This window comes from Mesorhizobium sp. G2-6-1, assembly GCF_055809095.1.
On sequence record NZ_CM147896.1, the window covers coordinates 46,337 to 73,074 of the forward strand.

General features: G+C 56.1%; 20 protein-coding genes and 1 pseudogene. 2 read left to right on the forward strand and 19 right to left on the reverse strand.

Annotation, left to right across the window (positions count from 1 at the left end; all coding sequences use genetic code 11):
- Positions 1 to 12 precede the first annotated feature (12 nt).
- From AC0L7S_RS00220 to AC0L7S_RS00260, 9 genes and pseudogenes are all read right to left on the reverse strand, one after another.
- Complete coding sequence (locus AC0L7S_RS00220; protein WP_473472554.1) at positions 13 to 1,203, reverse strand: aminotransferase class V-fold PLP-dependent enzyme; 1,191 nt, start codon at positions 1,201 to 1,203, stop codon at positions 13 to 15.
- A gap of 434 nt (positions 1,204 to 1,637) precedes the next feature.
- On the reverse strand, positions 1,638 to 1,907 hold the full coding sequence (locus AC0L7S_RS00225; RefSeq protein ID WP_473472555.1) for a hypothetical protein: 270 nt from the start codon (positions 1,905 to 1,907) through the stop codon (positions 1,638 to 1,640).
- 7 nt (positions 1,908 to 1,914) lie between these two features.
- Entirely contained in the window at positions 1,915 to 2,610 is a 696-nt protein-coding gene (locus tag AC0L7S_RS00230) for a hypothetical protein (protein ID WP_473472556.1), read from the reverse strand.
- Positions 2,611 to 2,664: 54 nt separating this feature from the next.
- The gene (locus AC0L7S_RS00235; protein WP_473472557.1) at positions 2,665 to 4,062 is read right to left on the reverse strand and encodes an APC family permease; all 1,398 of its coding nucleotides are present in this window, start codon (positions 4,060 to 4,062) and stop codon (positions 2,665 to 2,667) included.
- Between the two features lie 194 nt (positions 4,063 to 4,256).
- Positions 4,257 to 4,634 (reverse strand): annotated as a pseudogene (locus AC0L7S_RS00240) (hypothetical protein); the annotation flags it as partial.
- Positions 4,635 to 4,644: 10 nt separating this feature from the next.
- Positions 4,645 to 4,902 (reverse strand): hypothetical protein, encoded by a 258-nt coding sequence (locus tag AC0L7S_RS00245; protein ID WP_473474375.1) that lies wholly within the window; start codon positions 4,900 to 4,902, stop codon positions 4,645 to 4,647.
- Between the two features lie 272 nt (positions 4,903 to 5,174).
- Entirely contained in the window at positions 5,175 to 5,819 is a 645-nt protein-coding gene (locus AC0L7S_RS00250) for a LuxR C-terminal-related transcriptional regulator (protein ID WP_473472558.1), read from the reverse strand.
- An 83-nt stretch (positions 5,820 to 5,902) separates the two neighbouring features.
- Positions 5,903 to 7,207 (reverse strand): serine hydroxymethyltransferase, encoded by a 1,305-nt coding sequence (gene glyA / locus AC0L7S_RS00255; protein ID WP_473472559.1) that lies wholly within the window; start codon positions 7,205 to 7,207, stop codon positions 5,903 to 5,905.
- Between the two features lie 43 nt (positions 7,208 to 7,250).
- On the reverse strand, positions 7,251 to 9,902 hold the full coding sequence (locus AC0L7S_RS00260) for a phosphoenolpyruvate carboxylase (RefSeq protein ID WP_473472560.1): 2,652 nt from the start codon (positions 9,900 to 9,902) through the stop codon (positions 7,251 to 7,253).
- 550 nt (positions 9,903 to 10,452) lie between these two features.
- Here AC0L7S_RS00260 and folD point away from each other — a divergent pair.
- Together folD and AC0L7S_RS00270 are read left to right on the forward strand one after the other, a co-directional pair.
- On the forward strand, positions 10,453 to 11,346 hold the full coding sequence (gene folD / locus AC0L7S_RS00265; RefSeq protein ID WP_473472561.1) for a bifunctional methylenetetrahydrofolate dehydrogenase/methenyltetrahydrofolate cyclohydrolase FolD: 894 nt from the start codon (positions 10,453 to 10,455) through the stop codon (positions 11,344 to 11,346).
- 129 nt (positions 11,347 to 11,475) lie between these two features.
- Entirely contained in the window at positions 11,476 to 13,155 is a 1,680-nt protein-coding gene (locus AC0L7S_RS00270) for a formate--tetrahydrofolate ligase (protein WP_473471284.1), read from the forward strand.
- Between the two features lie 315 nt (positions 13,156 to 13,470).
- Here AC0L7S_RS00270 and AC0L7S_RS00275 read toward each other — a convergent pair whose 3' ends face one another.
- The 10 genes from AC0L7S_RS00275 to AC0L7S_RS00320 all read right to left on the reverse strand — a co-directional run bounded on the left by AC0L7S_RS00275 (position 13,471) and on the right by AC0L7S_RS00320 (position 26,644).
- Positions 13,471 to 14,106 (reverse strand): sarcosine oxidase subunit gamma, encoded by a 636-nt coding sequence (locus AC0L7S_RS00275; RefSeq protein ID WP_473472562.1) that lies wholly within the window; start codon positions 14,104 to 14,106, stop codon positions 13,471 to 13,473.
- Positions 14,099 to 17,125: a sarcosine oxidase subunit alpha family protein gene (locus AC0L7S_RS00280; protein ID WP_473472563.1), complete on the reverse strand. Its 3,027-nt coding sequence runs from the start codon at positions 17,123 to 17,125 to the stop codon at positions 14,099 to 14,101. The genes AC0L7S_RS00275 and AC0L7S_RS00280 overlap by 8 nt, the downstream gene beginning before the upstream one ends.
- On the reverse strand, positions 17,122 to 17,448 hold the full coding sequence (locus AC0L7S_RS00285; RefSeq protein WP_473472564.1) for a sarcosine oxidase subunit delta: 327 nt from the start codon (positions 17,446 to 17,448) through the stop codon (positions 17,122 to 17,124). Before AC0L7S_RS00285 ends, AC0L7S_RS00280 begins: the two co-directional genes overlap by 4 nt.
- A 24-nt stretch (positions 17,449 to 17,472) precedes the next feature.
- Positions 17,473 to 18,726, reverse strand: coding sequence for a sarcosine oxidase subunit beta family protein (locus AC0L7S_RS00290; protein ID WP_473472565.1), 1,254 nt, complete (start codon positions 18,724 to 18,726; stop codon positions 17,473 to 17,475).
- 108 nt (positions 18,727 to 18,834) lie between these two features.
- Positions 18,835 to 20,178: a type III glutamate--ammonia ligase gene (gene glnT, locus AC0L7S_RS00295; protein WP_473472566.1), complete on the reverse strand. Its 1,344-nt coding sequence runs from the start codon at positions 20,176 to 20,178 to the stop codon at positions 18,835 to 18,837.
- Between the two features lie 27 nt (positions 20,179 to 20,205).
- Positions 20,206 to 21,534, reverse strand: a complete 1,329-nt coding sequence (locus AC0L7S_RS00300; protein ID WP_473472567.1) for an FMN-binding glutamate synthase family protein — start codon at positions 21,532 to 21,534, stop codon at positions 20,206 to 20,208.
- 11 nt (positions 21,535 to 21,545) lie between these two features.
- Positions 21,546 to 22,286: a GltB/FmdC/FwdC-like GXGXG domain-containing protein gene (locus tag AC0L7S_RS00305; RefSeq protein ID WP_473472568.1), complete on the reverse strand. Its 741-nt coding sequence runs from the start codon at positions 22,284 to 22,286 to the stop codon at positions 21,546 to 21,548.
- 4 nt (positions 22,287 to 22,290) lie between these two features.
- Complete coding sequence (locus tag AC0L7S_RS00310; protein ID WP_473472570.1) at positions 22,291 to 23,187, reverse strand: class II glutamine amidotransferase; 897 nt, start codon at positions 23,185 to 23,187, stop codon at positions 22,291 to 22,293.
- A gap of 314 nt (positions 23,188 to 23,501) precedes the next feature.
- Positions 23,502 to 25,517, reverse strand: a complete 2,016-nt coding sequence (locus AC0L7S_RS00315; protein ID WP_473472571.1) for a putative 2-aminoethylphosphonate ABC transporter permease subunit — start codon at positions 25,515 to 25,517, stop codon at positions 23,502 to 23,504.
- Entirely contained in the window at positions 25,514 to 26,644 is a 1,131-nt protein-coding gene (locus tag AC0L7S_RS00320; protein ID WP_473474376.1) for a putative 2-aminoethylphosphonate ABC transporter ATP-binding protein, read from the reverse strand. The genes AC0L7S_RS00315 and AC0L7S_RS00320 overlap by 4 nt, the downstream gene beginning before the upstream one ends.
- Between the last annotated feature and the right edge of the window lie 94 nt (positions 26,645 to 26,738).

A 26,738-nucleotide genomic window follows, 5' to 3' on the forward strand; every position in this document is an offset into this window, starting at 1 on the left:
CCGTTTGACCGCTCATGCTGCCTGTGAAAGCGCAGGTTTTTCCGCAAGGCGGAAATATTCGAGCGCCGCCCCCACACCCGATCCAGGTGCAAGCTTGGCGCCGCAGTCGAGAAGTGCCATTTCGGAAGCCGCGAGCGAGCCGCAAACCATCACCTCGTTGAGCCAGCCAAGATGACCGATGCGAAACACCTTGCCGGCAACCTTGCTGAGTCCAGCACCAAGGGCAGTATTGTAAGCTTGGTAGGCACGCTTGACGACAGCCGCGCCGTCGACACCTTCGGGCACCATTACTGCGCTTACCGTGTCGGAATGCCATTTCGGCTCCTTGGCGCAAAGGCGCAAATCCCATGCATCGACCGCTTGACGCACACCATTTGCCAGCCGGGTGTGGCGGGCGAAAATGTTCTCCAGGCCTTCTTCGGCGATCAGATCCAGCGACACGCGTAGTCCGCGCAGCAGTTGTGTGGCCGGCGTATAAGGGAAGTAGCCGGTGTCGTTGGCCTTGATCATATCTTCAAAGGAGAAATAGCAGCGCATATGCTTCGACGTTTTCGCGGCCTCGAGCGCCTTCTGGCTGACAGAGAGGAAGCCGAGACCTGCTGGCAGCATGAAGCCCTTTTGCGAGCCGCTGACAGCGCAATCGACGCCCCATTCTTCCTGACGAAAGTCGATAGAACCGATCGACGACACGCCATCGACGAACAACAATGCAGGATGTCCGGCAGCATCGAGTGCGGCGCGAACAGCCGCGACATCGCTGGTAACACCGGTTGCCGTCTCATTATGGGTGCAGAATACCGCCCTGATTTCATGTGCCTTGTCGGCTTCAAGACGCTCGGCATAGATTTCGACCGGAACGCCGGTGCCCCATTCGCAATCGACCGCATCAACCTTCATGCCAAGCCGCTCGGCCATGTCGATCCACAGATGCGAAAACTGACCGAAACGCGACATCAATACACGGTCACCGGGGTTGAGCACGTTTGTCATGGCCGATTCCCAGCCGCCGGTTCCCGACGACGGAAAGATGAAGACGCGGCCGGTTTCGTTCCTGAACACCTTCTTCAAATCCTCAAACAAAGGCAGGGTGAAAGCCGGGAAAGTGCCCGCGCGCATATCCTCCATGGGAACGTTCATCGCTTGGCGAACGGCTTCTGGAACATTTGTCGGACCCGGGACGAAAAGGTGATTATATCCGGCCATCGATGTTTCTCCTCAACTCGGCTTGGCATTGCCCCTCGTGGACAGCACCTATTTTCCTACGAGGCACAATGTTTTCTTATCGACGCTAGAACAACACCTGCCCGGATAGAAAAAATCACCGTGCGGAGGTAAAAAAAGACACGCATGAGCAGGTGTGATTTCCCTAACGGATGGGGCAATCCTACCCGTCGTGGAAAAACCATGACGACATGTGTTTACCGCAACGGCCATGCCGCGGCCGATGGCAGATCAGGGTCAGTTGATATGATCGAAATGATGCCAATAGGTGCAGGGAGACTGTCGCGCCATTTTCCTGAAATTGCTCTTGAACACCAAACTGAAAAGTGGTTGCGGGTTTTCGGAATAACCCGATGCTCTATCAAAGTGATAGAGCGCCTATTGAGCGCCCAATTGGAGGCACGGCGCTCTGCGCGTCAGGAAGGCTTGGTAAGTTTGGCAACCTGCTGGATGCGCGCGCGGCGATAGGCATCGGGGATAGACAGCGCCCAAATGAAAAACCCGCCAGCGTGGCGACCGATGAAAGATTGGTCCGGTGTCGAAACCATATAGGTCAACAACCCAAAGAGCAGCACAGAAAGCGCAAATACCAAGCCGCGCGGTGCCTGGCGAACCGCGACGTGCCCCGCTCCTGGAAACAGAATTGCAAGAACCAGCACGATATATGGGGAGATGGGTTTCTTCATGTTGAACTCATGCCGGCATCAGGCTGGGCGAAACACTTTTGTCATGCAGCACCTCGCTCAGCGCCTCGACTTCAGCGATCACGGTGTACATCAGTTCGGGCGAGATCGAATTCTCCGGAAACAGTATCTGTCGCAGCAGGAGATGTGAACCCCGGTCACCTTGTGCAACCTGACGTATCAGGCGTACGCCTCGCGGCGTTATAGCGGCTTCCTTCACCTGCGGATCCGACACCAGACTGGCAAACAGGGTTCCAGCCCGCTCGATCTCCCAGACCGTCGCACTGCTGTCACCTCGCATGAGTAGCGATGTTTCGGAAGGTGGCGGCGCAATCCATTCTGGAAAATCTTGAACGATGGAATAGAATTCGGCACCGGTCGGGCGCGCCAGGATGCCAATCAGTGGACGCCGGCATTCAGCTTTTTCGCGCAACGTCACCTGTAACCAGAGCTGTGGAAGTCGCCGAAACACAAGGGTATCGGCTATCAGTTCGAGTTTGATCTTGCGCCCGTCTGCAAGTTGCCCGTCCAGAAGCGGAAAGTGGTCGCGGCCAATTGTTATGGTTGAATTTCGAAACAACCCCTGGACCGGATTCAAAAGGTTGCTACGGAGTTTGAGTGCAGCTTGGTGTTCACGCCATGCAATCGTAGACAGCACGGCAATCGCGCCAGCAATTGAAATCACGAACAGGGTGGTGGTGATCATTGAGATCGCCTCAAATGACGGGCGGCGCCATAGGCGCCGCCACTCTGTTACAGGTCAGTAGCCAACAGGCTTCGGCCAGGGCATCGTGAACTGATCACCACGGCGAACGAAACGATAACGCCAGAAATGGAACCAGAGCGATGCCACGATGTAGAAGCACATCATCGCGATCAACTGTGTGCCGTAGCCTAGGAACACTGCGAAATAGGCCGTGGAGCACAACACCAGAAGGATGATCGCAGGCAGCGGATGGAACGGATGTACATAGCCGCGCTTGATCGTATCGAGTGGCCACTTCTTGCGAAACATCACCATGTTAAAGGTCATGAAGGTGTAACCGAGGAGACCCGACAAGATCGAGAACGTCACGACCTGATCGAGCGGCGCACCGAGCGCGAAGATAAGTGCGATCGGAACAAGAAATACGATTGACCGGTATGGTGTGCGGTAGACCGGATGAACAGCGCCAAACCAGCTCGGCAAATAACGGTCACGTCCCATTGAAAACCAGGCACGCGAGGCGTCGTTGATGCAACCATTGGCGGATGCAAGCGTGGCAAAGATCGTGCCGATGAAAAGCAGGACCATCAGGCTCGTGCTTCCGGTAACGCGGGCCGCATCGAATAGCGGCGTACCGGCCTGACCGAGATACTCCCACGGGATCAGGCCCGAGCAGACATACCAGGTCAAGGTCGCCGCAATAAGCAGCGTCATGATGCCAGCCATCGTGCCATATGGCAGCGAGCGCGATGGAGAGCGAACCTCTTCGGCGGCCTGACAGGTGCCTTCGATACCAAGATAGTACCATAGGCCAAAATGCAGCGCAGCGACGACCCCGACCCAACCGTAAGGCAGTGGTTCGGTGGTAACAGCCGAGAAATCGAGCGACACTGCTGATGCGCCCAGATTGACCGAGAAGAAGAGAATGATGATCGCCGTGAATGCAATCGCGGTAATGACGAGATTGAAGGTAAGTGTCGCCAAAACGCCGCGATAGTTCAGCCATGCAAGGAACATGATGGCGAGGATGATGAATGGTTGCTGGTGGAGCCCGGAATGGCCCTGCATACCGGCAACGGTATCAAGAAGAAAACCGACCGTGATCGCATTGGCGGCTTCCAGCATCGTATATGCCATGACGAGAAACAGCCCGACATTGAACGCCATCAGAGGGCCGACAATGTGTTTGGCCTGCGCATATTGGCCGCCGGCGGCGGCAACAGTGGAGGTGACTTCGGAGTCGATCATGGCGACGCAGGTATAAAGCAGCCCGGCCACCCAGCAGGCAATCAGACCGGCAATCATGCCGCCTTTGCCGACAGAGAAGTTCCACCCCATATACTCGCCGACGAGAACGATGCCGACGCCAAGTGCCCAAACATGCCCTGGTCCAAGAACCCGGAGCAGTTGGAGCCGTTGCGGCTCAGCTGCCGCTGTGGATGTTGTAGCCATTTCGATTCCCCCTCAGATCTGGTGCCGTTCCTGCGTCGCTTCAATCTCGCCTTCGCGAGATGAAGTCAGCAGGTCGTTGTCGTAGGTTGAATCGATGCGCGCGAGATCGATGAGCATAAGCCCGCCGAACAACGCAGATAGCCCCAGGCGACATATTCGAGGATGTTCCAGAAATCCATATCACGCTCCCCCGAGCGTTTTGTACCGAAACGCTCCTCTATGACCTCGCGATATTCCTTATCGGAAAGCTTCACGACCATGACAAAATAACCGATGACCAGAACGGCCATGACGATCAGAGCCACCCAACTGAAACTGTAATCGAAACGAGCTGTCACGATGTCATTGGCAACGGCGGGATCAGTAATGCCAAGAGCCGCCCATTGCTGTTGTTCGGTGGCGTTTTGGCCAAGCGCTTCCCACGTCGGGTTTTCAATGGGGTTTGGTATTTTGGCCGCCCCTGCAAGTCCCATGTAGAGAGGGATGTAGAGTGCTCCGATCGTAAGAACGAGCAAAACCACAACGTCGACAATCTGGGCTACAAAGCCTTGTTTTGGTGGTTGGTAAGCCATCGCCTTCTCCCTAGCCCCGGCGCCTGCGCATCTCGTCGAGATGCTTGAGATCAAGTCCGTAAATGAAATGCTTGTCGTGGGTATAATGACTTAGCATTGCCATGATCGCAGCCGTGTTCAGTGTGAGAACAAGGCCGCCGGCAATGACCAGTATGATCCGGATCGCCTGACTTGGTATGTCAGGCCATATCGAGATGAGCGTGAAGAGAAACGCGACCCAAAGCGCGGCGACAAAGGCCAATGCGCCGATTCGATCGCGGCCGTGCATTCTGTCTATTCGACTGTTGAGTGTGGTGTCGTCAGATTCCTGATGTATTGCTGCGTCCACTGTCCCCTCCCTTGGGTCGTATAAAGACACTAGGCTTCTATTTATTATGGAAAATTATTTGCCTTACAGGAATATCTGTAAAAACTCACACACTGTCAAGCAAACGCTGTGCTGCGACGCAACATCACCATCATGGCCCTACAGGTGCGCAGACCGGTGCCACATGTCGCTTGACGCCGAATTTCGAGATGAGATGAGCGCGCAGCCCTTGATTACTGGCCTATCTGGGTGCCGCGTTTCATTTCGCGGGAATAGAGGGCCACGGCCATGGCACGGTTTCTCACATCTAGTTTGTCGTAAAGATTTTTCAGGTGATACTTGACCGTGTTCTCCGAAATTCCTGTGCGCGTGGCGATCTGGAGATTCGTCCACCCATCAGCCATGACGGCCAGCAACTCACGTTCACGCGCGGTAAGTTTTGAAAGCGGCGTCTCGTTAATTCTTGAAACGTCAATATAGGGAATGCATATCCGGCCATGCGCAACCACGAGCAGCGTGTCGAACAATATGCAAGGATCATCGAACTGATAACAAAAGCCCTGGGCACCCAGACGCACGCATTGCCTCAGAATCGCAACGTCGTGATCGTTGGAGAAAATAACAATGCGCGGTTGGATTTGGCGACTGCGCAGCGTATCCAGAACCTCGCCACCATCCATGTCGGACAGCTTCCAGCCGATGACCGCCACGTCGAACTCGGGAACTTCAGCAGACGCGGCCTTGATAAAAGCCTCACCTGACTGAACACTCATGACGAGTTCGAAGCGGCTGTCGCGCTTGATCATGTCGCCAAGCGCCGACAACACCAGCGGATTGCGCTCGGCGATCATAACTTTGAACTTGATCACATCAGCCATGGACGCTTCATCAATCCCGGCACAATAATTTTTGCCACAATACAGGTTGAGGCCGCACCATTACGGCCCCGTCGCGACCTGTTTCAGTCGTAAATCGGGAAGCCGCGCACAAGTGAATCGACCTCCTCGCGCACTCCACGCTCAACAGAGGAATTTTCATTCTCCCCATTTGCCTCAAGGCCGTCGATCACTTTCATTGTCAGTTGGCCAACCAAGGTGAACTCCTTGGCCAGAAAACCGCGCGTCGTACCTGCAGGAGTTCCCAATCTGATCCCGGATGTTACTGCCGGACTTTGCGGATCAAAAGGAATGCCATTCTTGTTGCAAGTTATAAAGGCGCGGCCAAGTGCTGCCTCCACAGCCTTGCCGGTAAGGTTTTTGCGCCGCAAGTCAACGAGCATCAGATGCGTGTCTGTACCACCCGATACGATGTCCACACCGCCTGCCGCAATCGTATCGGCAAGAACTCGCGCGTTTGCGACAACATTTCTCGCATAACTCTTGAAGCCGGGAGCAAGCGCCTCACCGAAGGCAACCGCCTTGGCGGCGATAACATGCATCAGCGGCCCGCCCTGAAGGCCGGGGAATACGGCTGAGTTGATCTTCTTGCCGAGGTCTTCATCGTTTGAAAGGACCATGCCGCCACGGGGTCCGCGCAACGTCTTGTGGGTGGTGGTTGTCACGACGTGGGCATGCTCAAGCGGATTGGGGTGAACTCCGCCAGCAACCAGACCAGCAATATGGGCCATATCCACGAACAGCTTGGCACCCACTTCATCGCAAATGTCACGAAACGCCTTGAAATCGATGATGCGCGGATAAGCCGATCCGCCGGCGAGAATAACTTTCGGGCGGTGCTTCAGAGCAAGATCGCGCACTTCATCAAGGTCAATGCGCTGATCTTCCTGCCGGACCCCGTAAGAAACGACGTTGAACCATTTCCCCGACTGATTGACCGGCGAGCCGTGCGTCAGATGTCCACCTGCGGCCAGATTGAGGCCCATGAACGTATCACCCGGCTGCATCAGGGCCATGAAGGCCGCCTGGTTTGCCTGACTGCCAGAGTTAGGCTGAACATTGACGTAGGAGCAATTGAACAGCTTTTTGGCGCGCTCGCGTGCCAGTTCCTCAACTTCGTCGACATGCTGGCAGCCACCATAGTAGCGCCTGCCAGGATAACCTTCAGCATATTTGTTGGTCAAAACCGAGCCCTGCGCCTGAAGCACCGCTTTCGAAACAATGTTCTCAGACGCGATCAGCTCGATTTCATCGCGTTGCCTGAACAATTCGCGGTCCATCGCGGTGCTTACTGCTGGGTCCGCTTCAGCCACACCGGAGCGAAAGAACTGGCCGAGACTGCCGATGCCCGGTCTTGTGGAGATATTCATGACAACCATCCTTTCCGGCGCATTTGCGCGCTATTGCCCATTGCTATCCGGTCCAGCCAAGACCTGTGGATATGCAGTTGATCGAGAGAAGAAGAGCGTTAATCGCCCGCTTCGAACTGGCGGTTTCAGTTTCCTGATTGCGAACTTCGTGAAGCAGTTGGACCTGGAGACGATGAATATCGTCCATTTGAGGCCTGACGTGATCGAAATGGCGTTTGAAAGCCGGAAACCGAGATGAAAGGTCAACACCGCCGGTCACCTCGCCAATCATCTTGCGGGTCAGTTCATATTCACTCGCAATCTTGCGGTGAATGCGCTCACCTGTTTCTCGATCATTGACGAGCCCCGCGTAGAGACGTCCGATTTCCATGTCAGCCTGATAAAGCGTCTTATCGATCTCATCGACGACAAGATGGAAAAAGCGTGAGCGGTCGAACATCTGCCGTAACATGTCCAGGCCATGATCGCCGCGCACACTTATGAAGGAGTTCAGCGCGCTGCCAATGCCATACCATCCCGTCAGCAAATGCCGGTTCTGGCTCCATGCGAAAACCCATGGGATGGCACGAAGGTCGGCAATAGTGCTGGCACCGAAGCGGCGAGCCGGGCGCGAACCGATCTTTAGAAGAGCGAGTTCCTCGACGGGGCTGGCCTGATTGAAATACTCGATGAAACCCGGCTCATTGATAAGGCTGGCGTAAGAGGCCTGCGACATGCCGGTCAGGGCCTCAAGCGCCTCCTCGAACTCGGGAACGTCTTTCAACTCGGCTTCATTGGCCGATTTGACGCTGTGTGCGAGAACGCTGGCTGCGAGAATTTCGAGCTGGTAAAGACCTGTGCCGCGATTGGCGAACTTCGACGACACGACCTCGCCCTGTTCTGTCACGCGCATGGCTCCGCACACGGTTTCCGCCGGCTGCGCAGCAATCGCCCTGCCCGTCGGCGCGCCGCCACGGCTGACCGAACCACCGCGTCCGTGAAAGAAGCTGATCTTGATTCTATGCTTCAACCCGATCTTGGTGAGACGCTTTTGCGCTTTGCTCAATTCCCAATTTGACGCCAGAAAACCACCGTCCTTATTGGAATCCGAGTAGCCGAGCATGATTTCCTGGCGGTTGCCGTAGTCGCGCACCGACCGGCGCACAATCGACGTCCCCAAAAGCTGGTCCATGATCTCGGGGGCTGCCCGCAAATCCGCAATCGTTTCAAACAGCGGGACAACTTTAAGCCTGATCGCGCCGCTTCCGTCGAGCGCGGTCGTGAGACCGCAATATCTGGCAAGCAGGTAAACGGCCAAAATATCCTCAGGCGACTGCGTCATGGAAAGGACGAACGCACCGATCTGCATATTTGCGGTTGAGAACACGGCTTCACGCATGACCTCGAACAGATCGAGAAGTTCACAAGCCTCTGGGGAAAGCTGTGCGCGCCTGATCTCTATTGGCTCACTTGCCTGGAGACCGTCGCGGATACGAGCAGACCATTGTGGTGTTCCTGGCTGTGGAGATTTTGTTTGTGCTGGCGCTTCTACAGCGAACAATTCAGCCAGAACCCTATTCACGACCGTCGAATTCTGGCGAATATCGAGCGATACGGTACGAAAGCCAAAGCTCTCGACCTGACGCAACAGTGGCTTGACGAAGCGCTTGGCAATCAATGTCCCACCAATCTGCTCAAGCACCCTCGAAATCGCGATCAGATCTTTTCGAAAAGCCTCCTCACCTGGGTAGGGTTGGGCTACTCCATTGCCTCGAACTGCGTCCAACCGGCACAACATGGCAGCAGCGAATTGTCGAAGTGGTTCATCGCAATTGCGCGCAATGATGGCTTTTGCCTCGCCACTTTGCTCAAGTATGGCAGCAAGGCGCGATTCAAAATCCTCAGGTAGATCCACTTCGTTTGAACTGATGCTCAACACCGTAACCAGCCTGCGAACCTGTCTGCGATAAAGGTCGAGCGCAGTCGCGCGGCATTCAGAGAGCGCAAATGCCGACATTTTCGCCGTTACGTGGGGATTGCCGTCGCGGTCGCCGCCGATCCACGAGCCGTATTGCATGAACGACGGTGCTTTCAGATCGTATTGAGGATAATGGCGCCTCAACGCCGTTTCGAGCGTTTCATAGAGTTGAGGCGTTGCCTCAAAAATCACTTCGCGGAAGAAATGCAGGCCCCAGGCGATTTCGCGTTCCACCGATGGCCGCTCAAGCCGCAACTCGCCAGTCATCCAGAGAATTTCAATCTCGCTCTTGAGGTCGCGAACCAACAGTTCGCGCTCGCGCGGTGCCCATCGCTGCTGTTCGAGTTCCGTCAGCTTTCGATAGATACGCCGGTGAATTTCAAGAACCGTGACCCGTTTGGATTCAGTGGGATGGGCGGTCATTGTGGGACCGACGTTAAGGCCGTCCAGAACACCTTGCACAACTTCCGCGGAATAGCCGGCAGCAGCGATCTGACCGACCACGTTGGAAAATGAGCCGATAACCTGGTCCGAACCGCCAGCCTGTTCAAGTTCGCGACGCGAGCGCATTGCGGTCAATTCATTGGCTATGGCAAGCAGTTGGAACCATATTCCGGAGGCTTGCAAAGCCGCGATGCGGCGCTCCTTGTCCAGCCTATCCAGGCCAATTTGCCCGTCGAGTACGGCTGCAATATCGGGCTCGCGTTCCTGGACCACCGATAAGAGCAAATGGAACAAAAGGCTTCGCGCATCCTCGCGAAACGTTATTGGCCTACTTTCATCCAAGGCAGCGATGCCTCGTTGTTCATTTGAGATGTGCTCTCGCTGATGGGTTAGTGTCATTGTTCGGGATCGCTCGGTCAGAGGTCTACCTTATTCATTATATTCCTGTCGTGAATTTTATTTTCATATAATGCACGATTGAATGTCAGTGTCATCTTTTTTCGTAAATCAGAAACGCCCGAACGGGTAAAATCGTCTGCCAGCCGGGTAGCAGCTCGACTGGACGTTTGGTGACTGTTGGATCACGGATCGGTACTTGTCGCTTTCTGCAATTAGTTGACCCGCTTGCAGCCATGGCGTTCGGTTTTCACTTGGCGTATAGACTGGGCGGAGATGCCTGATATTTTCTTTTGATGAAAATTTATTGCTTCTTGGTTGACTCTCAGTGCACCCATTGCTACCGATTTGAAAAGAGCCGGTGCCATCTGCTCATAATCAACGGTTCTGTCAGTGGATACCAGCCAATTGACTGGCGCGCTGAAAGACCAGCACCGTGGGGGAACACATGACCAAGATTATTGACGGCAAGGCAGCAGCAGCGGATGTTGTCGAGGGCGTCAAGTCAGCGACCGCGGATCTGAAAGCGGCAACTGGTGTTGTACCCGGCATTGCAGTCGTGATTGTCGGCGAAGATCCGGCAAGTCAGGTTTATGTTTCCTCAAAAGGCAAAAGAGCCGAGGCATGTGGCTTTCACTCGGTCAGCCACGCGCTAAGTGAAGATACCTCGGAAGAAAGCCTTCTTGGCTTGATCGAAGACCTGAACGCTGACGATTCCATTCACGGCATCCTTGTTCAATTGCCATTGCCCAAACATATTGATGCCGGCCGTGTCATTCAGGCGATCTCGCCGGAAAAAGATGTCGACGGCTTCCACTTCATCAATGTCGGAAAACTTGGAACTGGTGAGTTGGAAACCGCGTTCGTACCCTGCACGCCGGCTGGTTCCATGCTGCTGATCGAGCGGGCGCTGGGCCGCGACCTTTCAGGTCTTAATGCGGTCGTGGTCGGACGATCGAATATCGTCGGCAAGCCGATGGCCAACCTTCTTCTCAATGCCAACGCGACTGTCACGATTGCCCATAGCCGGACGAAAGACCTTCCGGCACTTTGCCGCACAGCCGACATTCTGGTGGCGGCGGTCGGGCGACCGGAGATGATCAAGGGCGACTGGGTCAAGCCTGGCGCCACGGTCGTTGATGTCGGCATCAACCGCGTCCCCGGTAGTGGCGAAGGAAAAACCAGATTGGTCGGCGATGTGGCTTTTACGGAGGCCGAACCGCAGGCTGGAGCGATCACACCTGTGCCAGGCGGGGTCGGACCAATGACGATTGCCCTTCTCATGGCCAACACGCTTGCTTCTGCTAAACGCGCCGCCGCGCGCCAGACATCTTCGCAGTAACGAACAAAGGGATGTTGCGCAAACAGCGAGACGCATCATGAACATTCCTACCCAACCAGAAAGCCGCTTGCAGCGATGCAGGCACCGGGATTTCCCGGTCACCCTACTTCGAATCGAAAGGAACGCCTGATGGCCGAAGTAAAGTCTGACATTGAGATAGCGCGTGCTGCGAAGAAGCAGTTGATCCAGGAAGTTGGGTCCAAGATTGGCATTGCGACGGAGCATCTGCTTCCCTACGGCCACGACAAGGCGAAGGTATCGGCCAAGTTCATCAACTCGGTGCAAGGCAACAAGGACGGCAAGCTGATCCTTGTCACGGCGATCAACCCGACGCCTGCGGGCGAAGGCAAGACGACGACGACGGTTGGCCTTGGCGATGGCCTCAATCGCATCGGCAAGAAGGCAATGATCTGCATCCGCGAAGCCTCGCTGGGGCCAAACTTCGGCATGAAGGGTGGCGCGGCCGGTGGCGGCTATGCCCAGGTGGTGCCGATGGACGACATGAACCTGCACTTCACCGGCGACTTCCATGCCATCACCTCGGCCCACAATCTGCTGTCGGCGCTGATCGACAATCACATCTACTGGGGCAACGACCTCGGCATCGACACGCGCCGCGTCACCTGGCGCCGGGTCATGGACATGAACGACCGGGCGCTTCGGCAGATCAACTGCTCGCTGGGCGGCGTTGCCAATGGCTATCCGCGCGAGGCCGGCTTTGACATCACCGTCGCCTCCGAAGTGATGGCGATCCTTTGTCTTTCGCGCAATCTTCAGGACCTCGAAAAGCGCCTTGGCGACATCATCGTCGCCTATCGCCGCGACAAGACACCGGTCTTTGCCCGCGACATCAAGGCACCGGGTGCCATGGCGGTGCTGCTCAAGGATGCCATCCAGCCCAATCTCGTGCAGACGCTGGAGAACAACCCGGCCTTTGTGCATGGCGGCCCGTTTGCCAACATCGCGCATGGTTGCAACTCGGTGATGGCAACGACAACGGCGCTCAAGCTGGCCGACTATGTGGTGACCGAGGCCGGCTTCGGCGCTGATCTGGGAGCGGAGAAGTTCTTCAACATCAAGTGCCGCAAGGCAGGCCTGAAGCCTGCCGCAACCGTCATCGTGGCAACCGTTCGCGCCATGAAGATGAATGGCGGCGTCAAGAAGGAGAACCTTGGCACCGAAGATGTGGAAGCCGTGCGCAAGGGCTGCCCGAACCTTGGTCGTCATATCGAGAATGTGCGCCAGTTCGGCGTCCCGGCAGTGGTTGCCATCAACCATTTCCACTCCGACACGGACGCCGAGATCAAGGCGCTGAAGGACTATGTCGCGGAGATGGGCGAGGAGGCGATCCTGTGCAAGCACTGGGCGCATGGCTCGGCCGGTATCGAGGAACTTGCCCACAAGGTGGTGTCGCTTGCGGAATCGGGCGCTTCGCAGTTTGCACCGCTTTATCCCGACGACATGAAGCTGTTCGACAAGATCAACACCATCGTGCAGCGCGTCTATCGCGGTTCGGAGGCGATTGCCGACAAGAGCGTTCGCGACCAGCTTCATACATGGGAGCAGGCAGGTTATGGCAATCTGCCGGTGTGCATGGCCAAGACGCAATATTCGTTCTCGACGGACCCGAACCTGCGCGGTGCGCCGAGCGGGCACACGGTTGCGGTGCGCGAAGTGCGCCTGGCAGCGGGTGCGGGCTTCATCGTCGCCATCTGCGGTGAGATCATGACCATGCCGGGCCTGCCCTCCAGGCCATCGTCGGAGAACATCCGTCTCAACGCCGACGGCGACATCGAAGGTTTGAGCTAAACGACCGGCCCCGTAAAAGCCTGTCGCCCAAAACCGCTCGCTGCACACTTTTGGACGACAGGCATCAAGGCACAATCATCTCGAACAAAAGGGCGGGTGCCAAAACACCCGCCCTTCTTGTATGCGGCTAATCACATCCTGACCATCGCTGGCATATCGACAACAATCGCGCGAAATGCCAAACGCCACTATGCGCGGCACGGCGTTTCCGACAGCTGTTAACTGGATGAAATTGTAAATGCTGGCTTATGCCGAAGCGATGCGAAACGTCAGGCGCAAAGCCTAAATAGGCCCCGCACCTAATCTTATCTGCATTCAATTCAGATCATGTGATCCGGTTACTTCAACACCATATTCGGCTGAAGAGTCGAGTATGGCGTGCCAGATACTGTCCGCGAAGCTGGTGGTGACCAAAACATTGAATACTGGCGATCCGTCTTTGGAATTGGCTTCGCGCCATATACTGACGCCTGTGTGATCGATGGAACTCGCAGCAGCCGCGCCGACCGGGAAGATCTTGTCATCGAGGTCCAGCGATGACAATTTGGCCAGCATCGCGCGTGCCTTGGCACCAGAAATGCGAATGAATGCGCGCCCATCCGACTGATCGGACAAAGACGCTTTGCCCGCAAATGCTTTGTCCAAACCATCCTGCGGCTGCTTGTTTGCGGCGCGTGGGAATAGTGCATAGAATTGATCTGCTCCAGACCAGATCAGCGTTGCGGCCTTGCCTGATACAACTTGCGCAGGTGCTGGGGCTGCTACGCCGAAGAGGGTCTTGGCGGCTTTGGATGTCACTGACCATTGGCCTCGTCTGGCCAATACCAAGACAAGGTTGAAGCCGTAAATTTCCGACAGGATGACGCCGGGCTCTTGTGCTGCCGCGCCGTAACGACGAGCGTTTGCGGCGTGCTGCAGTGGTGAAATTGCGGTCCAGGTAAACTCAGGCACGCTGGCGTCCTCCTTCGGGATCGTAGAAGACGGGATTGCAGATTTCGACATCGTAGTCTTCATCGCGTAATGGATCGTGCGCGCGGGCAACCTCACCAATGCGATCGCGTCCGCGTTCGACAATTCCAAGCCCAACCCACTGACCAAGCATGGGTGAGTGGCAAACCGAGGTGACATAGCCCTGATCCGTAGCAGGACCCGGCAGGGCACCTTTCGGAATGATATGCGCGCCCGAGCGCAAACGCCGTGCCTTGTCGAGCGGCTTGATCCCGACGACAACCTGACGGTCGGGATCGGCAAGGCTTTCGCGGTTTGCCAGAATACGCCCGACAAAATCCTTCTTCTTCGATGCCATCTTGCCAAGACCAAGATCGCCCGCGGTCGTCGTGCCATTGAGTTCAGGCCCGGCAACATGACCTTTCTCGATCCGCATGGCGCCGAGTGCCTCTGTCCCGTAAGGCGCAATGCCAAACTGCTTGCCTGCAAGCATCAGATTTTGAGCCAGTGATCGGCCATAGCGTGCCGGAACGGCAATTTCGAAGGCCATTTCGCCGGAGAAGGAAATTCGGAACAGCCGCGCCATGATGCCGCCGCGCAATTTCACCTCGCGCACGCCCATGAACGGGAAGCCTTCATTGGAAAGGTCTTCCGCCGGATCGACAATCTCGCGCAACAGATCGCGCGTCTTCGGCCCCGCGATCGAGAACTGGGCCCATTGGTCCGTCGCCGACGTCAGTTGCACGTCGAGTTCCGGCCAGAGCACTTGCCGACAGTATTCAAGATATTGCATGACCGGCCCGGCCTTGGCCGTGGTCGTGGTCATGAAGTAATGATCCTCGGCAAACCTCGACGTGGTGCCGTCATCCATGGCGATGCCGTCTTCACGCAGCATCAGACCATAGCGCGCCTTGCCAATTGCGAGTGTGGAAAAGAGGTTGATATAGACGCGATCAAGGAGAACACCCGCGTCCGGCCCCATCACCTCGATCTTGCCCAATGTGGAAACGTCGCAAAAACCAACACCATTGCGCACGGTAAGAATTTCCCGATCAACGGAGGTCAGCCAATCATTCTCGCCCGCGTGCGGATACCATTGCGCCCGTTTCCAAAGGCCGACATCAACAAAGACCGCCCCTTGTTCGGCTGCCCAATGGTGTGAAGGCGTCAAACGGGTCGAATGAAAACTTTCGTCGCGATGATGGCCAGCAAGCGCCCCAATCGCCACCGGCACCTGTGGAGGCCGGTAGATAGTGGTGCCCGTCTGCGGAATCGAGCGGCCGCTGACTTCGGCCATGATAGCGAGACCCGTGACGTTGGAATTCTTGCCCTGGTCCGTCGCCATGCCAAGCGTCGTATAGCGCTTCAGATGCTCGACCGATTCAAAGCCTTCACGCTGGGCAAGTGCGACATCGGATGCTGTCACATCATGCTGGAAGTCAACGAATGCCTTGTGCTTGCCTTCAACATGCCAAAGTGGCGTGATCGAAAATGTTTCACTGCTGGCAGTCGGTGCCTTGGCCACCTTGGCCTTGTGCCCGCTTTCGGAAGATGCAGCTACACCGGCGGCATGCCCGTCACGCAAGCAGGCATCGAGTGCGAACTCGCCATTGGCTGCGCCAATCACCGTCATTCCCAGAGGGCATTCACCAGCTACAAAGGCTGCAATGTCTTCGCGCCAGCTTGGTCTCCCACGATGATGGGACGATAGACCAACCGATGGGTTCCATCCGCCGGACATGGCCAGCGTATCGGCATCAATTTCAGCCGAACCACCGTTGGCCTGAGCGATACTGACCTTGCTGACACCCGAAACGCCGCCCTTGATGTCGTGCACAACACCATTGAACACCCGAGTGCCAGACTGCTCCGCTTTGGCGCGCAATTCATCTGGAATATTCGGCCGCGAATCAATGACAGCGGACACCGAAACGCCTGCACGAATAGCTGAATCCAAGGTCTTCCAGCCGTCACTATTGTTGGTGAACAGTGCAATGCGCTTGCCCGGCAATGCTGCGAACCGCTCGATATATGTGCGAACCGCCGACGCCATCATGACGCCAGGACGATCGTTTCCGGAAAACACGATCGGGCGTTCGATCGCACCTGCCGCCACCACGCACCGTTTGGCAACGATACGCCACAATCTTTGACGAACCTGATGTGGATCGGGAACCGCGACATGGTCGTTGACACGCTCAAGCGCGCCATAAGTGCCACCATCATAAACGCCGAACACGGCCGTTCGCGTCATGATGCGGACATTAGGTAACGATGTGAGTTCGGCAAGCACAGCTGCTGTCCATTCGAGCGACGCCATGCCATCGATCTCGTCAGGTTCCGACAACAATCGGCCACCAACCCGGCTGTCTTCTTCAACGAGAATGACGCGTGCTCCCGCACGTCCAGCCGCAAGTGCCGCCGAAAGACCAGTCGGACCGCTCCCGACAATCAGAACGTCGCAATGAGCCCAAGCCTTGTCGTAGTGATCGGGATCGGCAAGTCCGCTTGGCCTGCCCATACCTGCGGCGCGACGAATGGCAGGCTCATACACAGCCTCCCAGAATTTCGCGGGCCACATGAATGTCTTGTAGTAGAAGCCGGCGACGAAAATCGGTGACAGCAATTGGTTGATCGACATCACGTCGTTGCGTAGCGACGGCCAACAGTTTTGGCTTTGGGCGTCGAGCCCATCATAAAGCTCAGTGGTGGTCGCCTTCGTATTGGCCTCGCGGCGCGCACCTTGCCGCAATTCAACCAATGCATTCGGCTCTTCCGATCCCGCAGTCATGATACCGCGTGGACGGTGGTATTTGAACGAGCGGGCTACGAGTTTCACCCCGTTGGCCACCAGCGCGGAAGCCAGCGTATCTCCGGCAAAGCCGGTCATTGGCTTGCCGTCGAAAGTAAAACTCATCGATGCGGCGCGATCAATCAGGCCGCCTTTGTCGAGACGATTGGATTGGGAGCTTCCGGTTGCCGGCCTGTGGGCGGCATGGGAAGGCGTTGACTGGCCTGTCATGATCTCTTGCCTGAGGTTTTGGATTTTGGTGCTGAATTTGCGCCAGCGCCGGGCGCGGCTTCAACCGCGGTGATCTCATGCGTCGTGGTGCTACGGGTGACGGTCAGCCAGGAACGACAGCCGCCGCCGTGATACCAGTGCTCGTTCATCGTTCCAGCTACGTTGTCACGCAGATAGACATAGTCGAACAGCGCCTGTTGCTCGGCGGTTTCATCGCCTTCGGCATCGCGCGCCACCAAGGCCGGACGCCTGGGTTTGGCATCACCGAGATAGGTGAACTCCCCAATCTCGCGCGTTCCACAATATGGACAAGCTATGCGCATTTACCCACAGTCCCGTTGTTGTCTTCAATGAAGGTTCGGTTGAGGCCCCTGCCCCTTTTCGTCGATCATCGCGCCCCGCTGGAAGCGGTCGAGGCGGAAACGCTTCGCCTCTTCATGCGGCTCGTCGCGCGCCAGCAAATGCGCAAATGTCAGTCCCGCCGCCGGCGTCGCCTTGAAGCCGCCATAGCACCAACCCGCATTGATATAGAGCCCATCGACGGGCGAGCGATCAATGATCGGCGAGCCATCCATCGACATGTCCATGATACCGCCCCACTGGCGCAGCAGCCTGACACGACCAATCATCGGCATCAGCGCCATACCGCCTTCGCAGACGTCTTCCATGGTCGGCATATTGCCGCGTTGTGCGTAGGAGTTGTATCCATCGAGATCGCCGCCAAATACCAGGCCGCCCTTGTCGGACTGGCTGACATAGAAATGGCCTGCACCAAAGGTGACAACACCGGGAATGAGCGGCTTGATGGCCTCCGTGACGAAGGCTTGCAGGACATGACTTTCAATCGGCAGGCGCATTCCCGCCATCGCCGCCACTTTCGACGAACTACCAGCTACAGCCATACCGACTTTGCCGGCACCGATTTCGCCACGCGACGTCTCGACGCCGGTGATCTTGCCATTCGCATCCCGAACAAAGCCTGTCACTTCGCAGTTTTGAATAACGTCAACGCCGTATTTGTCGGCTGCATGGGCATAACCCCATACGACGGCATCGTGGCGTGCCGTGCCGGCGCGCGGTTGCGAAAGACCACCCTGAATGGGGAAACGGGCATTGTTGTAATTGAGGAATGGCAAGACTTTACGTATCTGTTCGCCGTCAAGCAATTCGGCATCAATACCATTGATGCGCATGACATTGCCGCGACGCGCAAAAGCATCACGTTGTGCATCAGAATGGTAAAGGTTGATGATACCGCGCTGGCTGACCATCGTATTGTAATTCAGATCTTGTTCCATGCGCTCCCAAAGCTTCATTGAAAGCTCATAGAAGCCGGTATTACCAGGCAGCATGTAGTTGGATCTGATGATCGTGGTGTTTCGGCCAGCGTTGCCCGAGCCTATCCAGCCTTTTTCCAATACAGCGACGTTCCTGATGCCATATTCATGGGCAAGGAAATACGCTGTGGCCAGCCCGTGACCACCGCCGCCGATAATCACCACATCATAGTGTTTTTTCGGTGCAGGATCACGCCAGGTTCGCGCCCAGTTTTTGTGGCCCGAGAGGGCTGCGCGCGCAAGTGAGAAGATGGAGTAATTCATCGCGTTAATTTCCGCCGCCAATGCATTGGAGCGACCTCAAAAACCATTCGTCAACTGCCCTGCCCAAAACGATGGGCCGCAGTGGTTGAGAACTATCCGTACTGGTTCCTAGACATCCAGCGTGTGGTCACGTTCCCATTGCGTGAGGTGAGAGGCATAGGAGTTCCACTCCTGCTGCTTCAGCTTGATATATGCGCTCGAAAACTCTTCACCCATCGCCGCCTTCAGTTCGCTGTCTTCGTCATATTGACGCAATGCGTCGAGGAGATTGAGTGGTAGTTTCGGACCGCTCTTGACGGTGTGGCCGTCCTTATACATGTCGATGTCTGAACGCTCGCCGGGATCGGCTTTGGTGCGAAGTCCCGAAAGGCCCGCAGCAAGGATTACCGCCTGCATGAGATATGGATTGGCCGCTCCATCTGGCAAGCGCAGTTCAAAGCGACCAGGTCCGGGAACACGCACCATATGCGTGCGATTATTGCCGGTCCAGGTCACCGTGTTTGGTGCCCAGGTCGCGCCGGAAACTGTGCGAGGTGCATTGATACGCTTGTAGGAATTGACGGTTGGGTTGCAGATCGCGGCAAGAGCCGAAGCGTGCTTCATGATGCCGCCGAGGAAATGCCTGCCCTGATGGGAAAGTCCCAATTCCATATTCTTGTCGGCAAAAGCATTTGTCTTACCGGCAAGATCCCACACAGAGATATGTGCGTGGCAGCCATTGCCGGTCAGGCCAAGGAACGGTTTTGGCATGAATGTCGCGCGTAAGCCGTGCTTTTCAGCAATCGACTTGACCATAAATTTGAAGAAGGAGTGTTTGTCTGCGGTTTTCAGGACGTCATCATACTCCCAGTTCATCTCAAACTGGCCGTTCGCATCCTCATGGTCGTTCTGGTAAGGTGACCACCCCAAATCCAGCATGCCATCGCAGATTTCTGCGATCACATCGTAACGGCGCATCACCGCCTGCTGGTCGTAGCAGGATTTCGCCGCGGTATCGTATTCGTCCGATATTTTCTCGCCATTCGGTGTGGTCAGGAAAAACTCCGGTTCCACACCGGTCTTTACCCTTATGCCCAATTCCGCAGCGTCCGCCACCAGGCGCTTGAGGGTGTTGCGCGGTGCCTGATCGACGCCTTTTCCGTCCATGACACAGTCGGATGCAAGCCAGGCAACGTCTTTTTTCCAAGGCAACTGAATGACGGAAGATGCATCTGGAACTGCCAGCATGTCGGGGTGGGCAGGCGTCAGGTCCAACCAAGTGGCAAAGCCGGCAAAGCCGGCTCCGTCTTTTTGCATATCTGAAATCGCCTGCGCGGGAACAAGTTTGGCGCGCTGACCGCCAAACAGGTCCGTGAAGGTAATCATGAAGTATTTGATACCTTTCGCTTTAGCGAACTCCGTCAGATCGTTTATCACCGTAGGCTCCAATTTGCTTTCGAAAGCCGACCCCATGGCATCCTCCTCCCAGATCTTATTTGATTAGAAATTGTTCTTGCCAGGTACCCAGCTCGTGCCAGCCAAGGGAACCCCGGCCATCGCCGCAGCCTCAAGCGTCAGCGCGCAAAGGTCTTCGGGCTCAAGGTTGTGCATGTGGTTCTTGCCGCATGCACGGGCGATGGTTTGCGCTTCCAGCGTCATGACCTTCAAGTAGTTCGCGAGCCGCCGACCGGCAGCGACCGGATCGACACGTTTCATCAATTCGGGATCCTGAGTGGTGATACCGGCAGGGTCTTTCCCTTCGTGCCAGTCGTCATAGGCACCTGCTGTCGTGCCAAGCTTTTGATACTCGGCCTCCCAACGCGGATCGTTATCACCCAGCGCAACAAGCGCCGCTGTGCCGATTGAGACCGCATCCGCACCAAGCGCCATGGCTTTTGCCACGTCCGCGCCATTGCGAATGCCACCGGAAACGATCAGCTGCACCTTGCGGTGCATGCCGAGGTCCTGAAGCGCCTGAACGGCGGGCCGGATACAAGCAAGTGTCGGCTGACCGACATGTTCGATGAACACTTCCTGCGTTGCTGCCGTGCCGCCCTGCATACCATCGAGAACGACAACGTCGGCACCGGCCTTCACTGCAAGCGCGGTATCGTAATAGGGTCTGGCGCCACCGACCTTCACATAGATCGGCTTTTCCCAATCGGTTATCTCGCGAATTTCGAGAATCTTGATCTCGAGATCGTCCGGACCGGTCCAGTCTGGGTGCCGGCAGGCGGAGCGCTGGTCGATGCCCTTTGGAAGCGTGCGCATCTCAGCGACGCGGTCGGAAATCTTCTGGCCAAGCAACATGCCGCCGCCGCCCGGTTTCGCGCCTTGACCGACAACGATCTCGATCGCATCGGCACGGCGCAAATCGCGCGGATTCATGCCATAGCGTGAGGGCAAATACTGGTACACAAGCGTTTCTGAATGACCGCGCTCTTCCTCGGTCATGCCACCGTCGCCCGTTGTGGTCGACGTCCCGGAGAGCGTCGCGCCGCGCCCAAGCGCTTCCTTGGCCGGACCCGACAGCGAGCCGAAGCTCATGCCGGCAACGGTGATCGGGATTTTCAGCGTGATCGGCTTTTTCGCATTGCGTGCACCAAGCACAACAGTCGTTTCGCATTTCTCGCGATAGCCTTCGAGCGGGTAACGCGAAATCGACGCCCCAAGAAAAAGCAGGTCGTCGAAATGGGGAACTTTGCGTTTCGCGCCGCTACCGCGAATATCATAGATGCCGGTGGCCGCAGCACGGCGGATTTCCGACATCGTATATTCGTCGAACGTTGCTGACTTGCGTGGTGTGGTTGGTGGGTTTTGATAGGTCATGATGAATGGCCTCAATACGCAGCAGCGTTATCGATGTTAAAGTTGTAGAGCGTGCGCGACGAACCATAGCGGGTGAACTCTTCCGGCTTGATGCCCTTCACTCCAGCCCGGTCGAGCAACTCCTGTAGCTTGGCGATATGTTCAGGTCGCATCTCCTTGGCAACGCAATCGGCACCCAGGCTTTTAACCTTGCCGCGGACAAAGAGCTTTGCCTCATAAATGGAGTCGCCCAATGCGTCGCCGGCATCACCCAGCACGACCAGATGACCTGATTGCGCCATGAAGGCCGACATATGACCTACATTGCCATGCACGACAATGTCGATGCCCTTCATCGAAATACCGCAACGCGACGAGGCGTTTCCTTCAATAACCAGAAGACCTCCCCTGCCCGTTGCTCCGGCATACTGGCTGGCGTCAGCCTTTACGACGATTTCGCCCGACATCATGTTTTCACCGACGCCTGGGCCGGCTGAACCGTGCACTGTGATGGTGCCTTCGCTGTTCATACCACCACAATAATAGCCAACGCTGCCACGGATATCGACCGCGATCGGCTGGTCAACGCCGGCGGCAACCGCATGGCCTCCATCCGGGTTCAGGATTTCCCAAGAGGTTTCATTCGATCCATCCTGAATATTGTGCAGCGCCTGATTGAGTTCGCGCAGCGGCGTTTTGGCAAGATCGAATACTACCGGCGCTTGGCCAGAATTGCGTGACACTTCAGCTGTTGCAAGGGTCGAAGTATGCATGGCCTCAATGCTCCCAAAAATAGACGGTTGACGGCTCGGGCTCCCAGACCTTGGCTCCATCAATGCCCGGAAGCATTGCAAGCGCCCGATATTCAGATCCGAAAGCGACATACTGATCGGTTTCCGCTAGGACTGCCGGCTTGCAGGCGATAGGATCGCGCACAACGCCGAAGCCGGATTTGGTGCCGACCACGAAAGTGAAGAAACCGTCCAGATCGCTCAGCGTCCCTTCAAGGGCTTCACCCAGATTGCTGCCATGCGCCATCTTTGACGACAGATAGGCTGCGGCAACTTCAGTATCGTTCTCAGTTTCAAACTTCATGCCGTCGCGCTTTAGTTCGCGCCGCATATTGTTGTGGTTCGACAGCGAACCATTGTGAACGAGGCACTGGTCGGGGCCAGTCGAAAACGGATGCGCACCCATCGTGGTGACGGCAGACTCCGTTGCCATACGCGTATGGCCAATCCCATGCGTGCCTGTCATCTTCGTCAGATCGAAGCGTTTGACTACTTCTTCCGGCAAACCGACTTCCTTGTAAATCTCGACGGCATCGCCCGAGCCCATGACGCGCACCGACGGGCGCAACTCGGAAAGGGCATCGCGCGCTTGAGCGATCTTCGCGGTAGGCAAATCGATAACTGCATGTGTCGAATTTACGGTGACCTTTGCCTCGACACCAATCTTCTCACTCAATGCCTTGGCAAGACCGGGAAAATCATCTTGCGGGGCTGGCGACTGAATGGTGATCTTGCCGCTACCGGCTTTCGACGCACCGTAGATCGCTATGCCCGCGCTATCGGGTCCGCGGTCGGTCAGCGACACCAGCATTTCCGACAGCATTGCACCCAATTGGGGCTCAAGCGATTTGTCCTTCAAGAAGAGTCCTACAATACCGCACATGACGGCCACCCCATTGTGATTGCACCTGACGAAATTGGTATCAGGTTCAAAATAGAAATTCAACTAGCAGGAATTTTTTTTCATAAGGGAAAAGCGACGAAGCAAATCACATATCTTTCGGTGCCACCACCATCATGTGCGGCAGACTGCAAGTTCAAATTTCCTGCGAAACCTCGGTTCAATTGCCGAATTATGCAAACCCGAAAATGAAATCACAAACGTGAAAATGCTGAGATAACGGATATGTTTTGGTCGCATATCTCCGCTGAAATACGGGGATAAGGAAAGCGCGTGCCGACCTTCCTTATCCCACTCTATCGCCGACGCCAGGCCTGGGTGCGCCCCAGAATGCCACGCGAGGCAACGGCGTGCAGAATCCGAGCACCTGCATTTGTATAGAATATCATCATCCCCATCGCCGCCGCAGGCGCGATATCGCCGGCATCGTCCATATTTAGCACCGCAACTGATGCCAGTGCCGTATGGGTGGAGTAGATGAACACGACCGCCGAAACAGTCGTCATCGCATTGACGAACATATAGATCGAGATATCAAGGATTGCTGGCAGGCAAACCGGCACCGTAACGCGCGCGAACAGCCTGTAAAACGGCTGGCGCAGAGAACTGGCGACCGGCTCGAACTCCGCATCGATCTGCTTCAATGCTGTCAGCGCGGTCAAATGGCCGACGGTGTAGAAATGAGTCACGGTGGAAACGACAAGGATCGCCATCGTGCCGTAGATGAAGTTTAAGGGATTAGAGGGATTGTTGAAGAAGAAGATATAGGCCAACCCCAACACCATTCCCGGCACCGCCATCGGCAACATGGCAAGAAACTGGAAAACGCCCCTTCCCGTTTTAAACCCGTCGATCTTTTCCACCATATAAGCGCCGGTGAAGATTACCGCCGTGCCGATCACGGCTGTCAAGCCGGCCAGTTTGATCGAGTTCCAATAGGCTGCCCAGCCACCGCCATCCATTCTATCGAAGGCATAATTCTTCAAACTCAGGCTCATGTCATAAGGCCAGAATTTGACAAGCGCGGCGAGTTGGCAAACCCCGATGATGCCGATGATGAACACCGCCATCAGGCTGCACCATGCCAGGCACGCCATTTCAAACCGCCGGTTCGGCCTTGGCTGAAAGGGCACCGAGCGGGCCGACAACAGCGACACCTGTTTCTTCTGTACCATCCGGTCGACAACGAAAGCCAATACCGCCGGTATCAAAAGAACTACGGAGACGACCGCGCCCATTTCGAAATTCTGCTGGCCGATAACCTGCTTGTAGATGTCGATTGCCAGCACATTATATTGACCGCCGATTACCTTTGGCAGACCAAAATCGGTGATGACCAGCGTGAATGTAACGAAAACCGCCGAAATCAAACCATAGCGCGCGCCCGGAACCGTAACTGTCCAGAATGTTCGCCAGCGACTGGCGCGCAAACTTTCTGCGGCTTCATATTGGCGCTGATCCGAGATCGCTAACGCCGTCGAAACAATGATCAGCGCATGGGGAAAGGTGAAAAAGACAGAGCCTATGACGAGGCCAAGAGGGCCATAGATCGTCTGGCCCATCAGCAATTCCTTGAGCAAGCCCTGATTGCCGAACAGATAGATCAACGCGATACCCGGAAGTAGCGACGGTACCAGTATGGGCATCATGGCGATCAAGCGGAACGTACCCTTGAACGGCATGCGGCTGCGATTCATCGCGTAGGCAAAACCAAACGCCAAAAACACCGTCAAGGCCGTGCTGACCGTTGCGATGAACAGCGAATTCTCGATCGAAGAAAACAGCACTGGGTTCGAAAAATATTCGCTATAGTTCTGCGTTCCGACCGACTGTACCGGTCTCAAATTAATGCGCCTGAATGTGGCGCTGTCATATTCGCGCCATTCCGTGGAATTCTGAAGATTCAACCCGACCAGATAGGGCGCATCGGCCTGAGTTCCGCGTATGCGGTATTTGACCGGACTACGGAAATTAAAATCAGGGAACAGGTCGGTCACCGACAGGCGGCCATCGGAACTCGAGTGCAGATTTTCTGCTGATATCAGGCTATTTTCGGCATTCAACGCCGACCCGGTAGCGGGTTCGCTCCAGTTGCCCGCGCCGTCGCTGACCTGGAACTCGTAGCGGGCGAGATCGAAGGCGTATGTCACGAATGATTTGGAGAGCATCGCATAGATCGGCAATGCCAGAGCGACAATGAGATAGAGCGCGATGATACCCATGAACAGGCGCTTGATCGCGCCGTCGCTGTCTATGCCGAGCTTGACGGGACGTCCCGGCGGCAGAGCAGTTGCGCCATCGACCACGCTCATGCTTTTCGTCCAAACACGAGCACGCGCTCGGCGGGAAGTTCAACATTGAGGTCCACGCCTGTTTTCAATTCCAACCGACGCACCGCATTCATCGAGAAATTCGCGACAAGCGCCGTTCCCGCCAGTGCATTGCTGCGCAGGTGGGTACGCCAATAAGAACCCAGGAACTCCATGTCAGTGATCGTCGCAGGAAGTACATTTTCAGCGCCACTGCGGTCGTCATTCAAGGCATGGGGCAATATGTCTTCAGGACGCACCGCCACCGTGACGTTTGCACCCTCCTCAATCCCCTTTGCGCTGGTCTTCAGGACGACATCACCAATCTTGACCGATCCCTTGGCGAAATTTGAGGCCACCTTGTTGGTTTCGCCGATAAAATCAGCTACAAACAGCGTGTCGGGGTGGCGATAGACTTCGGTCGGCGTGCCGACCTGTTCGATAACACCGTGGTTCATGACCACGATCCGGTCCGCCATCGACAGCGCCTCTTCCTGATCGTGCGTCACCATTACCGTAGTGACGCCAAGCTTGCGCTGCAATTCCTTGATCTCGTGACGAAGATGAACGCGCACCTTGGCATCCAGCGCCGACAATGGTTCGTCGAGCAGCAAGAGACCCGGATTGATAGCAATGGCGCGCGCCAATGCGATGCGTTGTTGTTGACCACCTGAGAGCTGGGCCGGATATTTATCCGCCTGTTCCGGCAAACCGACAAGTTCGAGAAGTTCCTTCACTCTCGCGGTTATCTCAACACGGGGGCGTCCGGTATTTTCAAGCCCGAAGGCGATATTCCTTCTAACCGTCAGGTTAGGAAACAAGGCATAAGACTGAAACACGATGCCATAGTCCCGCTTGGAGGCGGGTAGGCTTGAAATATCGACGTCGCCCTGGCGGATTGTTCCGCGCGTCTGTGGGTCAAGACCGGCAACCGTGCGCAACAGCGTGGTCTTGCCGCACCCCGACGGGCCGAGAAAGCAGACAAATTCGCCTTGTGCGATATCGAGCGAAACATCCTTGAGAGCAAGGAAATCGCCAAAAGCCTTCCACAAACTCCTGATCTGCAAGTAAGGCTCGCTGGCCGGATGTATATCGGCCTCGCCGGCAGGGGTTGGCGTATGCTCGTGCATTTTCACAGCATTCATAAAACCATCCGGTTGAAGATTATGGAGAGGGTCAGGTGCCACGCAGTCGCGCAGCACCCGTTTCGAGACTATTGGCCTC